A 15,261-nucleotide genomic window follows, 5' to 3' on the forward strand; every position below is an offset into this window, starting at 1 on the left:
GGAGTATGAGCTAAATACTCTATTGGAAGGTTATGGTGCTAAATTTGCAATTAATTTTTCTTGATTACTTATTATTTTTTTAGTAATCAATTGGAAATTTAAGTGAAATAGATGCATTCTTTATCTGTTTTATGTTATTACTATTTTCTCTACGTTATTTTTTCATATAAAGAAAATAATAAAATTAAATCAATATCATATTGGTTTAGTCATAATATGTAGGGTACTTTTCTGCTTGGGACTGGAAAAGATAATATTTTTATACCATCTCATTCCTTTTCTTTCATAAAATTTGATGGCTAATGTGTTCTGTTCCAATACTTCCAGCCAAAGCCATTGTAACCCCTGTTCCTGACCGAGTTTGACTATATGGTCAAAGACTTGCTCACCGTATTTCTGCCCAGTCTGATGTGGCATCAGATGGAGTTTATGCAAATAGACGCCCGTTAAATCGCTATCAGGGATCGGTTCATGGAAGGCGATTTTGCCAAAACCAATCGGGTGATCGGTTTCAGCAATAAACCACTTGTGATTGGGGGTGCGGAGTGAGTCCGATATTCGTTCTGGTGAACGCTCTTCGGCGACATATTCTTCCAATTCGGCTTTGTTATGCCACAAATGGGAAAAGTGAAAACGATAGCTTTCCTCAATGAGCTGGGATAACAGCACCGCGTCTCTGATTGTCGCTTCCCGAATGGTTAACATAGAGTAACCTCCAAGGTTATTTATTAGGGATCAGGCTATCATCGGATATTTCGTTGATCAGCCGCTTTTCTTCCGGACAGTCACCGAAACCTGCGGCAGTATGGATATGGCCTGTTCCCGGTAAAATAATTAAATCAGCTTTTCGACATCCTACCATGTCAGTAGAAATATGATTATTTAAATAACCAGTTGAATAAAATTAGAAATTAAGACATTTCAGTAGAAAATAGGGATGATTGATTTCGAAACTTTATGGTCATTTTCAGGAAAGAAAATGAGCGGGAAGATACTTTTAGGATAGGGATGAAAAAGATTATGCGCGAGGAAAGATAAAATGGCGATAAGAGATTATCGCCATTTTTTAGCAGGGATAGGATTAGCCTTGTGCCTGGCTTGATTGAACGTTCTGTGCCAGCCAGTCAGCAACACGTTGTTTCTGTTCATCGGTCAGCCACATACCCAATTTAGTCCGGCGCCAGATAGCATCGTCTAACTGAGTCACCCACTCATGTTCGACCAGATAACGCAACTCAGCTTCATACAGGCCGTGGCCGAAGAACTCGCCTAAATCTGTCAGGGCTTCTGCGCCTTTCAGGATTATCTGGCAGTTGCTGCCGTAAGTACGGGCATAGCGTTGTGCCACACCTTCTGGCAGCCAGTTATGACGCTGGCGTAGCAGACGTGCATAACCATCGCGATCATGGCCTTCCAGTTCACCGCCCGGTAATTTGCCGTTTTTGGTCCACGCCTTACCTGCGTTTGGATAGTACTGTACCAGTTTTTCCATCGCGTGTTCAGCCAGCTTCCGGTAGGTTGTCAGCTTACCGCCAAAGACGGACAACAATGGCATCTGCCCCTGTTCATCCTGTACATCCAGCGTGTAATCACGGGTGATCGCCTGTGGTGAATCTGATTCATCATCGCACAGTGGGCGAACGCCGGAGTAAGTCCAGACAACATCACTACGGTCAAGCTGTTTCTTGAAGTGGTCGTTATAGACTTTCAGCAAATAGCCGATCTCTTGATCGTCAATTTTGACTTCTTTTGGATCGCCTTTGTATTCAACATCGGTGGTGCCGATGATGGAAAACTCATCATTCCACGGAATAACAAACACGATACGGTTATCTTCGTTTTGCAGAATATAGGCTTGAGGTTCATCATGCACGCGAGGTACAACGATATGGCTGCCCTTAATCAGACGGATACCGTAAGGTGATTTCAGTTTCAACCCATCATCAAAGAAGTTTTTGACCCACGGGCCAGTCGCGTTGACTAAACCTTTGGCGCGCCATGTATCGGTTTTGCCCGTGGTGAGATCTTTCGCTTCAACCATCCAGTAACCCTTTTCACGCCATGCGCGGGTAACTTGAGTGCGGGTACGGACTTCACCGCCATGTTTCTGGACTTCCTGTGCGTTCAGGACAACCAGACGGGCATCATCAACCCAGCAGTCAGAATATTCAAAGCCACGGCTGATGGAGGGTTTCAGCACGGAATTCGCACCAAATTTCAGCCCCTTGCTGCTTGACAGACTAACGCGTTTACCCAAATTATCGTACAGGAACAGGCCAATGCGGATCATCCAGGCTGGGCGCAGATGTGGCTGATGAGGCAGGCGAAAACGCATTGGGAATGCAATATGCGGCGCTAATTTCAGTAATACTTCACGCTCTGCCAATGCTTCACTGACCAGCCGGAATTCATAATGTTCCAGATAGCGCAGGCCACCGTGGATCAGCTTGGAACTGGCAGACGAAGTCGCACTGGCCAAGTCTTGACCTTCCAATAGCAGGACTGAAAGTCCCCGGCCAGCCGCATCTGCAGCAATACCCGCGCCGTTAATTCCGCCGCCGATCACAATCAAGTCTTTGGTTTCCATTGCATCCCCCTCTGAAATGTTCGAAACAGTTCTTTAATGCTCGTTTTCGCTCAAAAGATTGTAATCAAAATTTCATCAATCGCCAACCTTTAACTAGGAAAAAATCTATTCGCGTGATGCAGATGACAAATTTTTATCATATATATAAGATTAATAAGGAATTTGTGGGAAGCAAATTGAGGGCAGAAATCTGGGAGCAGGGGCTTGCAACGGGAAGCCCCACCTTATTTATATTTCAGGTGGGGAAATGAATAAAATGTGATTAGCACAGTTCCAATTTGACACTATGCTGCTCAATGATTTTCTGGATGCTGGCAGGAGGCGCTTTATCCGTGAACAGGAAATCAATAAGGTTCATGTTGCCGAGGTTGACCATCGCACTACGGCCAAATTTTGAATGGTCGGCAACCAGCATCACGCAGCGGGAGTTCTCGATAATGGCGCGTTTGGTACGGACTTCATGGTAATCGAATTCCAGCAGGGAGCCATCGCTATCGATGCCGCTGATCCCAAGAATGCCAAAATCAAGGCGGAACTGGGAGATGAAATCCAGCGTTGCTTCACCAATAATGCCGCCATCACGGGAACGGACTTCACCACCCGCCATAATTAACCGGAAATCTTCTTTCCCCATGAACAGGCTGGCAACATTGAGGTTGTTGGTGACAATCCGTAAATCCCGGTGATTGAGTAGTGCATGCGCGACGGCTTCGGGGGTGGTGCCAATATCAATGAACAGGGTTGCACCATTTGGGATCTGGGTGGCAACCTGCCGGGCAATACGGGCTTTTTCATCTGACCACATGATTTTACGGTCATGATAGGCGGTATTGACGGAGCTGGAGGGTAATGCAGCTCCGCCGTGATGACGCTGGATCTTATTTTTGTCTGCCAGATCATTTAAGTCACGCCGGATGGTTTGCGGGCTGACATCAAAGTGTTCAACCAGCTCTTCAGTGCTGACATAACCTTGAAGGCGCACCAGCTCGATTATTGCATCATGTCGCTGAGTTTGCTTCACAACATTCCCCTAATGTTTTGCATAGATGGATTATAATTGACCAACGTTATTTGGAATATTATTAATTTTTTTGTTTACGTAAATTATCCCATAGCCCCATGAGTAAGCCGATGATTAACCCTGAAAAATGAGCGGCATTGGCGATATTTAGTGAAAACATATCGAAATAGCCAACCAATAACCAGATGACCGAGATAGCGATTAACCCTCTGGGGACACTGATCCCTCTTTTTGGGGAAATTTCACCGGTCAGCCAAACATAGCTGATCAGTGCGTAGACCACACCAGAAAGCCCACCAAAATGCGATCCACTGAACAATGATTGTGCCCAGTCAGTGAAAACCGCAGAGACTATCGTAATTTCAAAGAGTTTTCCGGCACCCATATTCCTTTCCACCTGACTGCCGAGATACCACCATAACGCGAGATTGAACAGAAGATGTGTCAGTGAGAAATGCAGCAGGGCAGGGCTGACCCAGCGCCATAATTCCAGATATTGTTCACCATTAGGCCATGCCAGCCAGCGCATGACATTGAAATCACCGGCCACCTGCATCCAGAGATAAACTAAGATACAGAGAGCGGTCACGGAGATAGTTAGCGGGCCGGACTGACTTTTCAGGGTGCTCAAATTCAGGCTGTTGTGATAATTAAATGAATAACCCGATTTGCCAGCTTGCCAACTGGCGGCTTGATAGCGTTCATTGAGTGGATCGCGGGAAAATTGGTTAAGTTCCTGCTCAACAAAACCTAACCGGCTTTCATCTTCCAGCCACAACTCAACCAGCGCAGGTTCATTGGTAGGGCGCATAGTCAAGTTAATGCCCTGTGTCGCCATATAATCAATAAAGGCCTGAGCCAGTCGTGGATTGGATATTGAGGTTACGTGGATCATTGCGCGTTTTATCTGCCTTAAGTTGAAGTTAATCGCACAGGGCTAATTAGATTGGAATCAGTATGTTAAGAAACTATAGCGTGTTAACGGCCTCAGGATAGCTTCTCTGCCATACGTCAAAGCCACCATTAACACTGTAAACGGTTTCAAAACCCATATTCACAAGGTATTGTGCGGCGCCTTGACTACTGTGGCCGTGATAACACATCACCATGACAGGCTGGTCAAAATCAGCTTCTTGCAGGAGGTTATTGAGGGTTTCATTGGTCAGATGAAATGCGCCTGTTGTATGTCCGGCACGGAAACTCTGTGGATCACGGATATCCACCATAACAGCAGTTTTATTCAGCCAATGCTGGTAGGCTTGTTCAGGGTTTATTGTTTGAAAACGGTCCATAAATACTCAACGTTATTTCTAATACTTTCCATTTAAAGGCATTAATTTCTTAATAATCGTCTTTTATGACTTTACGCCTTCCCAACGTTTCCATTGGAAAGGCGTGGAAATACTGGCTAAAAATGCTAAGAACAGAAAAAGGGTCAAAAAATACAAATCAAGAATCAGTAATAAGAGTGTTCGCCACGCTGGTGTTCAGTCAGGTCTCTGACCCCTTTCAACTCAGGGAACATATTCAACAGCTCTTTTTCTATCCCTTCTTTCAAGGTGACATCGACCATAGAACATCCATTACAACCACCGCCGAATTGCAGGATGGCATAACCTGCATCGGTGATTTCCATCAGGCTGACACGGCCGCCATGACCTGCAAGTTGAGGGTTGATCTGCGATTGCAGAACATACTCAACACGCTCAATCAGTGGGGCATCATCCGTCACTTTGCGCATTTTGGCGTTCGGGGCTTTCAGGGTCAGCTGGGAGCCAAGTTGATCAGTTACAAAATCAATGACGGCTTCTACCAGAAAAGGGGCACTGATTTCATCAACATAGGCAGAAATCTGGTCAAATTTCAGTTCGGTATCAGTGGCTTCAACAGCATCCGGTGGGCAGTAGGAAACACCGCATTCAGCCGTCGGGGTTCCCGGATTAATGACAAAAACGCGGATCTGTGTGCCCGGTTCTTGACTTGCCAGTAGCTTGGCAAAGTGCGCTTGCGCTGCTTCAGTAATATTAATCATGTCATTTGCTCAATAGTTGACTGTAATAGTTGACTGTTCTAGTTGGTTATAATACGCCCATTTATAAAGGAACTACAAGGTTCGGCATATTGCCCAGGCTTGCACGGAGTGGGCACCAGCACGAATCAACAATTGTGAGGCTTCATGCAACGTCGTGCCCGTGGTGATCACATCATCGAAAATCGCGACATTTTGATCGGTAAAATCGCCACGCAATTGAAAGGCATGCTTAAGATTGGTTTTCCGTTGAGTGGCAGATAAGCCCCGTTGTGTAAGTGTAGCACGCGAGCGCCACAAAAGATCGGGCTGATAGTGGCATTGTAGCCAGCGTGATAACGGCTGGGTGATCAGTTCAATTTGATCGAATCCACGTTGCCAGCGTTTTTTGCTGTGCAGGGGAATGCCGAGTATACAATCCGGCTTATTCCAGCGGCCATCACGATAACCCTGCAACCAATGCAGGAGAAACAGACGGGCTAATACCGTCGCGAGTTGTGGGGTGCCGTGATATTTGTAGCGCTGGATAAGCCGGCTTAATGGCGGGGCATAGTCCGTAATGGCGATGAGATGTTGCCACGGAGGTGGATTCTTCAGGCAGCGGCCACAGGGAAAATCTCTCGATTCCGCAGGCAGAGCACAGCGCGGACAGACGCGTTGCAGCCGTTTTAATTGCTGGTGGCAGATATGACAGATCCCATGATGAGCAAAATACAAACTTTGATGGCATAGCCAACAGTATCCAACCATTGTTAGCATAGGTTCCTTCCTTGATGACAAATAAGATGAGAATAACAATGAATAAGTTGTTTTGGCAGATAATGGGTGAGGCTCCACGCGATCTTGTGATGCTGCACGGATGGGGATTGAATTCTGAGGTCTGGCGTTCCGTGGAAACGCGATTGGCTTCGCACTTCCGCCTGCATTTGGTGGATTTGCCGGGGTATGGTCGCAGCCAGCCATATCCGGCAATGACTCTGGCGGAAATGGCGGATGCCGTATGGCAGCAGGCACCGGATAATGCGCTGTGGCTGGGTTGGTCGCTGGGAGGATTGGTTGCCAGCCGTATTGCATTGGATCATCCGGCGCAGGTCGCGGGTCTGATTACCGTGGCATCTTCGCCAAAGTTCAGTGCGGAAGGTGACTGGCCGGGGATTAAACCGACTGTATTGCAGGCTTTTGAGCATCAACTGAGTGAGGATTTCCAGAAGACCGTTGAACGTTTTCTGGCATTGCAGACCTTGGGCACTGACAGCGCACGTCAAGACGCACGTTTACTGAAATCTGTGATATTGAGCCAGCCGATGCCGACCGTGGAAGTGCTCAATGCAGGGCTGGAAATTCTGCGTACCGATGATCTGAGGGCAGAACTGGTGCAACTCCGGCTGCCTTTCTTGCGTCTGTATGGTTATCTGGATGGCCTTGTGCCGCGTAAAATTGCTGCTCAACTTGACGATGAGTGGCCACATACTGATTCGGTCATTATGCGTAACGCTGCCCATGCGCCTTTTATTTCCCATCCTGATGAATTTGTGGATGCCTTAATGGAGTTTGTGGTTAACGCAGGATTGTGATTGTTGCTTATTACCCATAACCATCAAGTTATGGGTAATCGACAGTTTATTCGGAAGGATAAACTTCAGTGACAATTTCAGGTGCATTGAGGATGGTATCAAGAACAGGGCAGTTGCTTTCGACAAAATCAATAAAATCGCGGATCTCTTGTTCGGTATTATCGGCTTTGATATAGAATTTGGAGGTGATTTTGGAAAACCCCATTTTGGCGTTTTTATTTCTACCGGTGAAGCCATCGGTATCCAATTCCCCTTCCATTTTTACCTGAATATCAATCAAATTGATTTTATGTTTGCGGGCAAAACTTTTCGCCACAATACATTGGCAAGCCCCGAAAGCCGAAAGTAATGCTTCCACGGGATTCATTGCTTCATCCGTTCCTCCCAGATTTTTGGGTTCGTCCACATGGAAGGACAAGCCACGTGTTGAACATTTCATTTTGAGGTGGCCGGATGACTCTATTTCAGCAGTGAATAACTCTTTAGGCATATTATTATCCTCAGGTTATTAAATATTGACAGTACTAACGCCCAGATAATAAGAGAACGGTTTTTATTTTTCAATTTATGTTTGGGGAATGCGATTTTAACCTTTCATATGGAAAAATAAAGCGGTAAATATGAAGAATATAGCAATAAAAAACAGCAGTAATTCCCGAATTACTGCCCAATTGGGTGAATGAGAATCGTTCGAATGATGGAAAAAACCAGTTGATACTTATTGTTGCATTACAAATGTAATGCAGTATGCTTGTAATACAATTGTCACCACATAAGGATTGATGATGAGCACTATTCAAGTAAGGGTTGATGAAGATCTGAAAAAGGCGTCTTACAAGGCTTTTGAAAAACTCAATGTGTCTCCATCTGACGCGTTGCGTCTGTTTCTGCGTTACGTTGCAGAGAATGAAAAACTGCCATTTTCTGAAGTATCGCTGATTGTGGCTGAAAATGATAATGATGAAGATATTTTAGACGTTGTTCGTGAACGTATCAGAAATCCAGCCAAACGGGTTAGGGTTAACCTTGATGAAATTTAATATCGACTTCGACGAACGCGCCTTGAAGGAGTGGCATAAACTGGATAAAAGTATACGGGAGCAGTTCAAAAAGAAATTGCGTAAACTACAAGAAAATCCCTATATAGAATCTGCCAGATTACACGGTGATCTGGCGGGTTGTTTCAAAATCAAGTTGTGTTCGTCCGGTTTTCGTCTGGTCTATCAAGTGATAGATGAAGAAATCGTTATTTGGGTCATCGCTGTAGGCAAACGAGAAGATTCAATGGCTTATGATATAGCGAAAAAACGTCTTGGTGTATAAAAAAGGGGAATTATATCTCAAGCGGTATTGGCTAACTCTCTGAGAATAGCCCGCCTGATTCACCACACCAGACAGGCATCCCCTCAGTTTTTTACCATCAGTTGATACAACTTAATAGCGCATTTCTGCGTTTCTGGACATTGCTTGCAGCCGCCGCTTAGGCAGGAGGAAGTATCGACTTCCTCCAATTTGCCCATTGTGACGAGTTGCTTGAGCATGGCTTCCACCATCGGTAGCGGTGTTGAAAACTGATGGCTCAGTGACCTTGCATCGGTGCGCCCGTTGAGGGCGACAGCATCCCGGATTTTCAACAGGCTAATCATGTCTGGCTCCTAGTGGCAACTACTGTCAGAGCATTCGCAGCTTCGGCCTGCGGTGTTATTGAACGCTATGGTGACTCTGCTGCGAGCACGGCGTAAGCCGATAAAGACCAGTACGTTAAATACAATCACGGCCAGAATGGTAATCAGGCTGCTTTGTGGATGCGCAGAAAATGTCGTGACTTGATAGAACACTGCCGCCAGCGAATAAGCGACATCTAATCCCCACAGGATGGAGAAGAGCATCCAGCCACGGCTGGTTTCACGGGCAATCGCCCCCATTACCGAAACACAGGGTACGTACAGCAGTACGAAAATCAGATAACTGTAAGCGGAAATGGCGGAACCAAATTTAGCACTCATCGTTCCCATCGCGCTGCTATCCATATTGCCATCGCCTTTACTGGCCTCAATCGGGTTGGAAAGGGCGCTCAGAGTGAATGTCTCTTTCAGGCTGTTCCATGTCTCCGCAACGGCACCTTTCAGTTCATCCAGCAGATGGAATTCATCTGGATTGAATGGCGCTTGGTTGATGTTCTCAGCGGTATACAGGGTATTCAGCGTACCGACGACAACCTCTTTCGCCATCGCACCGGTGATCAGGCCAACCGTCGCCTGCCAGTTATCGGAATGTACGCCGATAGGATACAGGAGTGGTGTGATCACCTTACTGACAGAAGCCAGCGCAGATTCGTTGATGTTATCCACCGCTTTGCCAGAGAAGGAGAAGCTATTCAGGGCGCCAATCAGCATGCTGGCAGCAACGATCACTTTACCTGCACGGATCACAAACCCTTTCAGACGCTGCCATGACTGGAGCAGCAGGGTTTTGGCATGGGGGACGTGATAGACCGGCAGCTCCATGACGAATGGCGATGCTTCACCGCGCATCAGGGTGTGTTTGAGGAGCAGGCCGGTCAGGACAGCGACTGTGATACCGAGTATATACAGAGAGAAGACGATGCTGGCGCCGCTTTTACCAAAGAAGGCGGCAGCAAAGACGGCAAAGATGGCCAGCCGTGCTCCGCAGGACATAAAAGGCGCCATCATGATGGTGATCAGCCGTTCACGCGGTGCGTCCAATGTTCTGGAGCCCATCACGGAAGGAACGTTACAGCCAAAGCCGACAATCAAGGGTACGAAAGATTTACCCGGTAAGCCCAGTGATTGCATCAGTCTATCCATCACAAATGCGGCACGAGCCATATAGCCTGAGTCTTCAAGAAAGGAAAGGAACAGGTACATCAGGCCGATTTGGGGAACCAGTGGCAGTACCGTGTTGATCCCCCCCCCAACGCCTTGGGCAAGGAAAACCGTCAACCAATCCGGGAAGTGAAGTGTGTGGCCGAGCCAGCGCATACCATCAATGAAAATGGCGGTGGAAGCCCCATCGAATAGGGGTTGCAGCGCGCCGCCAAGATTGATAGCCAGCACAAACATCAGATACATGATAAACAGGAAAATCGGCACACCCAGCCAGCGGTTCAAGATCACTTTATCCATCGCCTGAGTCAGCTTGTGCGGTGTCGCGGCACGGGTATCAATGACAGCCAGGCACAGCGCATTAATCGCTTGATAGCGTGAATCCGCAATAATCAGTTCTGGCTCGTCAAGCTGCTGTTGTTGCAGACGCATTTTGCTCTCAGCGAGCTGCGACTGCGTCAGTCCTGCTCGCTCACGGCTGTAAATGTCCCCTTCCAGCACCTGCAAAGTCAGCCAGCGGCGCTGTTGCGGATTGAAATTCTGAGTCATCTGGCTGGCAAGATGATTGACTTCCTGCAACAAGGAATCGGGATATTCAACCCGTATAGGTTGGGAAGACGGTTGATAATGGTCGATGGTTTCCTTCAGTGTATCGATCCCCGTGGCACGGGTAGAAACCAGCGGGATAACCGGGCAGCCGAGGCGTTGCTCCAGCGCCGCAATATCAATGTTGATATGTTGGCTTTTGGCGATATCCAGCATATTCAGCGCGACAATACAGGGGATGCCCAGTTCAATTAATTGCAGCGAGAGATAGAGATTGCGTTCCAGATTGGAAGCATCAACGACATTGATCAACATATCGGCTTCACCACTGAGAATGTAGTGGCAGGCAATCTGTTCATCAATGGAGGTCTGCTCCGAAATGGTCGTGAGGGAATACGTTCCGGGAAGGTCGACAAGCTCGATTTGATGCTCATCGGTGGTAAAACGGCCGGTCTTGCGTTCTACCGTAACACCTGCCCAGTTACCTACCCGTTGTCGGGAGCTGGTGAGTTGGTTGAACAGCGTGGTTTTGCCGGCATTCGGATTACCGATCAGACCTATTGTTAATTGTTTCATCATACTTTTTGCCAATCAGGGAATGAGACTTTCTGTGGTACTTTGTTGGTGACTGTACTGAATTTCATTCGAGTGGGGTGTTATCTAGTGTGATAAACGCCAAGTCTTTTTTACGCAGGATAAGATTGACTCTGCGTGTTTCGATTTGTACAGGATCGCCTAAAGGAGCCACGCGAATGACCTGAAATGTGGAACCAGGTAACATCCCCAGTGACAATAATTTCTGCCGATAGGCGGGGCTAATCTGTGCAGAAAACCCCAGAATTTTATAACTTCGATTTGGAAGAAGTGACATATAAACTTCCATTAAAACTGAAAAGGTAAGTGATTATAAGAATTATTATCCCTAATCAAGCAGGAACCACAAGAAAAAAGTACGTTTATTATTTCTGATTTTGATTGTGAGTGATGATAATAGGCAATATCCATAATGTTTATTTATCACTGAATTTTGATGGAAGAAATTGATATTAATCAAATTAATGGTTATTTAATTGAAAATAAAAGACATTGCTACTATTGGATATTCAAATTAATATTTGTTTGTTGATAAACAGAATGAATGGTTTCAACGTGAAAGATGAAATGAATACCTGCTATTACAAGCCCCGATAACATATGGGGCTTGTTGATTTGTTTTTTTAATTCATTTTATGAATGTATCTGTTTGCCTTTTGGTGGATGTGCCAATTCACTTAGTGGAACAAAAACGCGGCCATCATCTTGCTGATTGTGCCAAAGTTCGGAATCGTATACCCACCATTCTTGAACATCTAATTCATAAAACCGTCGGCGGCCATGGCCGTGAAATTCACTGAGAGGCCGTGCTTTTTTCTTTCTGATATTTTCATCAGGAAAGAGGAAGTTAAAGTAGTAATCGTAAGTTTCCTGCAGTTCATTGTACGGGATTTCGTGAGCCTGGCCGATAAACTGTGCCCCTGCAAGATCCAGTGATGTGTCAGGATTGACCCGGTTGCGGTAAAGCGAGCCACTGACTAATGGGTTGATAGAAATTTCGTGCGAATGACGGGTAATCAATTTCGAATACCAGATCAGGCGTAATGGATCGTATCTTGGAATATACAGCAGTGACGCTGACCAAGGTGAGCCTGAATCAGGATGGTGAGTGGCAAGGCTGAAAAATCGTATATTGCTGAGTAAATCAAAACTGCTTTTAGCATATTTATTCATAACTTTTTCCTCAACAGAATGTATCTGTATATCAGAGCATTATGGAATTATTAATCTGTTATATTTTTATATTATTCAATAGGCTTTCATGAATATGAAATTTATTGAATGATAGATTATACGGAGTATTGGCAGGAATAGTCAGTCATAATGACTCATTCAAATTTGTTATATTAGTAATAAATTGAGTCAATTATATGAAGGCAATCGCATTTTTACTGATGGGATGAGTGGGAAGACCGTTTATTTCTCCTAATGCCATCATGTTTTGAAATAAAAATATATTTAGTGATAATTAATAACCCCGTTTTAAGTTTGTGAGTTATCTATTTGTTACGAATAAGGTCTGTTGACCCTCTAACTGGCTCAAACGAGCCAGTTAGAGGATGATTATCTCGAATTAACGCTTTTTGCCAAATGCAGCAGCCAGGGCATCACTCATGGCGCTGTTGGACAATGCCGTTGATCCCGGAGAGCGGGAAGTCTGGCGGTTTCTGTCATTACCATTGCGTTCGTTGCTATTACGCGGGTTACTGCTCTGAGAACCGCTACGACGTGCCGGAGCTTCGCCGGGTTGCTCATCAAGACGCATAGTCAATCCGATACGCTTGCGATTCAGGTCAATGTCCATCACCTTCACTTTCACGATATCGCCAGTCTTGACTACAGTATGTGGATTTTCCACAAAACGATCAGATAGTGAGGAGATATGCACTAAGCCATCCTGATGTACACCGATATCCACGAAAGCCCCGAAGTTGGTGACGTTAGTGACCGTCCCTTCCAGAATCATGCCGACACGCAGGTCCTTCATGGTCTCGACGCCATCAGCGAAAGTCGCTGTCTTGAATTCAGGACGCGGGTCACGGCCGGGTTTTTCCAGCTCTTTCAGGATATCCGTAACGGTCGGGATGCCGAATTTATCCGTGGTAAAGTCCTGTGCCTGCAAACCACGCAGGGCACCAGGATTGCCCATGAGTTCAGACAGGGATTGTTCGGTAGTGGCCAGGATTTTCTCGACAACCTGATAGGTTTCAGGGTGAACGGTTGAGGCATCCAGCGGGTTATCACCCTGATTGATGCGCAGGAAGCCGGCACATTGCAGGAACGCTTTTGGCCCCAGACGATTCACTTTCAACAGTTGATTACGGTTGTCGAAGCGGCCGTTTTCATCACGCCAGTTCACGATATTCTGGGCAACTGACTTGGAGAGTCCGGCGACGCGAGTCAGCAGAGCGACCGATGCGGTATTCAGGTCAACACCGACGCCATTTACACAGTCCTCAACCACGGTATCCAGCTTTTTGGCAAGCTGAGTCTGGCTGACATCGTGTTGATACTGACCAACACCAATAGATTTTGGATCGATTTTCACCAGTTCTGCCAGCGGATCTTGCAGGCGACGGGCGATGGAAACGGCGCCACGCAGTGAAACATCCAAATCAGGGAATTCCAGTGCTGCCAGTTCAGAGGCGGAATAGACGGATGCGCCTGCTTCACTGACTATCACTGTCTGAGCCTTGATGTCAGGGTATTGCTTCTGGATGTTGGCAAAGAAGCGTTCCGTTTCACGGGATGCCGTACCGTTACCAATGGCGACCAATTCGACTTGATACTTGGTGCACAGAGCAGCAACGGCGGCGGCAGCTTTGACTTCTTGCCCGGTATGCGGGTAAACGGTATCTGTGGCAATCAGCTTGCCTGTAGAGTCTACGACGGCAACTTTCACCCCTGTCCGTAACCCCGGGTCTAATCCCATCGTGGCGCGCATGCCCGCAGGGGCAGCCATCATCAGAGCGTTCAGGTTACGGGCGAAAACGTTGATTGCTTCGTCTTCGGCTTTCTCGCGCAACGTCCCCATCAGCTCAGTTTCCAGATGCAGCAGCACCTTGATGCGCCATGTCCAGCTCACCACGGCTTTACGCCAACTGTCAGCCGGCGCGTTATTCAGCCGCAGGTTCAGATGATCGGTGATAATCTGTTCGCAATAGCTCTCTTTAGGGGCTTCCTCAAATTGAGGATCGGCATTCAGAGCCAGTTGCAGGATGCCTTCATTGCGCCCACGGAACATGGCCAGAGCGCGATGGGATGGAACGGTGGCAATCGATTCATGGTGATCAAAATAATCGCTGAACTTGGCGCCTTCCTCTTCCTTGCCTTCGACAACTTTGGCGACCAGATGCGCATTCTTCCACAGATATTCGCGCACTTTCACCAACAGAGCCGCATCTTCGGCAAAGCGTTCCATCAGGATATAACGTGCGCCATCCAGTGCAGCCTTGGTATCGGTAACGCCTTTGTCAGCATCAACATAGGCGGCTGCCGCCAGTTCTGGCGTTTGTTGCGGATCTTGCCACAGCAGGTCGGCCAGTGGCTCCAGCCCGGCTTCAATGGCAATTTGCCCACGGGTGCGGCGCTTGGGTTTATACGGTAAGTACAGATCTTCCAGTTCTGTTTTACTCTGCGTGGTATTAATCGTCTCTGCGAGCTCAACGGTTAACTTTCCCTGTTCCTCAATAGATTTCAGAATAGTCTGACGGCGGTCTGACAGTTCGCGCAGATAACCCAGGCGGCTTTCGAGTTGGCGAAGCTGAGTGTCATCTAAACCTCCGGTGGCTTCTTTACGGTAACGGGCGACAAAGGGAACGGTATTCCCCTCATCGAACAGAGTAATGGCGGCGAGAACTTGCTGTGGCTGAGCCTGTAACTCACCGGCAATGATTCGACTTAAAGATTCATTCATGGTTTGGTTTCTTCAACTTTCTTAGCGGCTGTAGATATCATCAGATATTGCACAGACAGTGCCAGATTCATCTAACATAATAATGGCATGGTTCAAACTGGCTCCATTTATACGTGCAGAGCGCGATAATTTCCAGTTTAGCGCGATA

Annotated in this window: 16 protein-coding genes; 3 read left to right on the top strand and 13 right to left on the bottom strand. The window is 46.8% G+C overall.

Annotated features, from left to right (window positions below):
* Nucleotides 1-195: 195 nt before the first annotated feature.
* The 7 genes from NXS07_RS13215 to gntX all read right to left on the bottom strand — a co-directional run bounded on the left by NXS07_RS13215 (nt 196) and on the right by gntX (nt 6,396).
* Nucleotides 196-705 carry a GNAT family N-acetyltransferase gene (locus tag NXS07_RS13215; RefSeq protein ID WP_046335671.1) on the bottom strand — a complete coding sequence of 170 codons (510 nt, stop codon included), beginning with the start codon at nt 703-705 and terminating at the stop codon, nt 196-198.
* Between the two features lie 376 nt (nt 706-1,081).
* Nucleotides 1,082-2,587 (bottom strand): glycerol-3-phosphate dehydrogenase, encoded by a 1,506-nt coding sequence (glpD, locus tag NXS07_RS13220; RefSeq protein WP_038207242.1) that lies wholly within the window; start codon nt 2,585-2,587, stop codon nt 1,082-1,084.
* 262 nt (nt 2,588-2,849) lie between these two features.
* Entirely contained in the window at nt 2,850-3,608 is a 759-nt protein-coding gene (locus NXS07_RS13225; RefSeq protein WP_038181773.1) for a DeoR/GlpR family transcriptional regulator, read from the bottom strand.
* Between the two features lie 61 nt (nt 3,609-3,669).
* The gene (glpG, locus tag NXS07_RS13230) at nt 3,670-4,503 is read right to left on the bottom strand and encodes a rhomboid family intramembrane serine protease GlpG (protein ID WP_038197663.1); all 834 of its coding nucleotides are present in this window, start codon (nt 4,501-4,503) and stop codon (nt 3,670-3,672) included.
* Between the two features lie 73 nt (nt 4,504-4,576).
* Nucleotides 4,577-4,900: a thiosulfate sulfurtransferase GlpE gene (glpE, locus tag NXS07_RS13235; protein WP_038181767.1), complete on the bottom strand. Its 324-nt coding sequence runs from the start codon at nt 4,898-4,900 to the stop codon at nt 4,577-4,579.
* Nucleotides 4,901-5,064: 164 nt separating this feature from the next.
* Nucleotides 5,065-5,640, bottom strand: a complete 576-nt coding sequence (gene nfuA, locus NXS07_RS13240; protein ID WP_038197662.1) for a Fe-S biogenesis protein NfuA — start codon at nt 5,638-5,640, stop codon at nt 5,065-5,067.
* Nucleotides 5,641-5,712: 72 nt separating this feature from the next.
* Nucleotides 5,713-6,396, bottom strand: a complete 684-nt coding sequence (gene gntX / locus NXS07_RS13245; protein ID WP_258086903.1) for a DNA utilization protein GntX — start codon at nt 6,394-6,396, stop codon at nt 5,713-5,715.
* 38 nt (nt 6,397-6,434) lie between these two features.
* Here gntX and bioH point away from each other — a divergent pair, with 38 nt between their 5' ends.
* The gene (gene bioH / locus NXS07_RS13250) at nt 6,435-7,211 is read left to right on the top strand and encodes a pimeloyl-ACP methyl ester esterase BioH (RefSeq protein ID WP_258086904.1); all 777 of its coding nucleotides are present in this window, start codon (nt 6,435-6,437) and stop codon (nt 7,209-7,211) included.
* 46 nt (nt 7,212-7,257) lie between these two features.
* On the opposite strand, the gene NXS07_RS13255 is transcribed toward bioH, so the two are convergent.
* Entirely contained in the window at nt 7,258-7,701 is a 444-nt protein-coding gene (locus NXS07_RS13255) for an OsmC family protein (RefSeq protein WP_038207236.1), read from the bottom strand.
* A gap of 295 nt (nt 7,702-7,996) precedes the next feature.
* On the opposite strand from NXS07_RS13255, the gene NXS07_RS13260 reads away from it, so the two are divergent.
* Together NXS07_RS13260 and NXS07_RS13265 are read left to right on the top strand one after the other, a co-directional pair.
* A complete protein-coding gene (locus tag NXS07_RS13260; protein WP_038194743.1) occupies nt 7,997-8,251 on the top strand; it encodes a type II toxin-antitoxin system RelB/DinJ family antitoxin in 255 nt (84 codons plus the stop codon).
* The gene (locus NXS07_RS13265) at nt 8,241-8,534 is read left to right on the top strand and encodes a type II toxin-antitoxin system RelE family toxin (protein ID WP_258086905.1); all 294 of its coding nucleotides are present in this window, start codon (nt 8,241-8,243) and stop codon (nt 8,532-8,534) included. The genes NXS07_RS13260 and NXS07_RS13265 overlap by 11 nt, the downstream gene beginning before the upstream one ends.
* 83 nt (nt 8,535-8,617) lie before the next feature.
* Here NXS07_RS13265 and NXS07_RS13270 read toward each other — a convergent pair whose 3' ends face one another.
* From NXS07_RS13270 to NXS07_RS13290, 5 genes are all read right to left on the bottom strand, one after another.
* Nucleotides 8,618-8,857 carry a FeoC-like transcriptional regulator gene (locus NXS07_RS13270; protein WP_258086906.1) on the bottom strand — a complete coding sequence of 80 codons (240 nt, stop codon included), beginning with the start codon at nt 8,855-8,857 and terminating at the stop codon, nt 8,618-8,620.
* 9 nt (nt 8,858-8,866) lie between these two features.
* A complete protein-coding gene (gene feoB, locus NXS07_RS13275) occupies nt 8,867-11,179 on the bottom strand; it encodes a Fe(2+) transporter permease subunit FeoB (RefSeq protein WP_258086915.1) in 2,313 nt (770 codons plus the stop codon).
* A gap of 64 nt (nt 11,180-11,243) precedes the next feature.
* Complete coding sequence (feoA, locus tag NXS07_RS13280; RefSeq protein WP_012986782.1) at nt 11,244-11,474, bottom strand: ferrous iron transporter A; 231 nt, start codon at nt 11,472-11,474, stop codon at nt 11,244-11,246.
* A gap of 356 nt (nt 11,475-11,830) precedes the next feature.
* A complete protein-coding gene (locus NXS07_RS13285) occupies nt 11,831-12,370 on the bottom strand; it encodes a pyridoxamine 5'-phosphate oxidase family protein (RefSeq protein WP_038207233.1) in 540 nt (179 codons plus the stop codon).
* A 400-nt stretch (nt 12,371-12,770) separates the two neighbouring features.
* The gene (locus NXS07_RS13290) at nt 12,771-15,113 is read right to left on the bottom strand and encodes a Tex family protein (protein WP_258086907.1); all 2,343 of its coding nucleotides are present in this window, start codon (nt 15,111-15,113) and stop codon (nt 12,771-12,773) included.
* Between the last annotated feature and the right edge of the window lie 148 nt (nt 15,114-15,261).

The sequence above is a fragment of the Xenorhabdus bovienii genome (assembly GCF_024721015.1).
GTDB classification, from domain to species: Bacteria; Pseudomonadota; Gammaproteobacteria; order Enterobacterales; family Enterobacteriaceae; genus Xenorhabdus; species Xenorhabdus bovienii.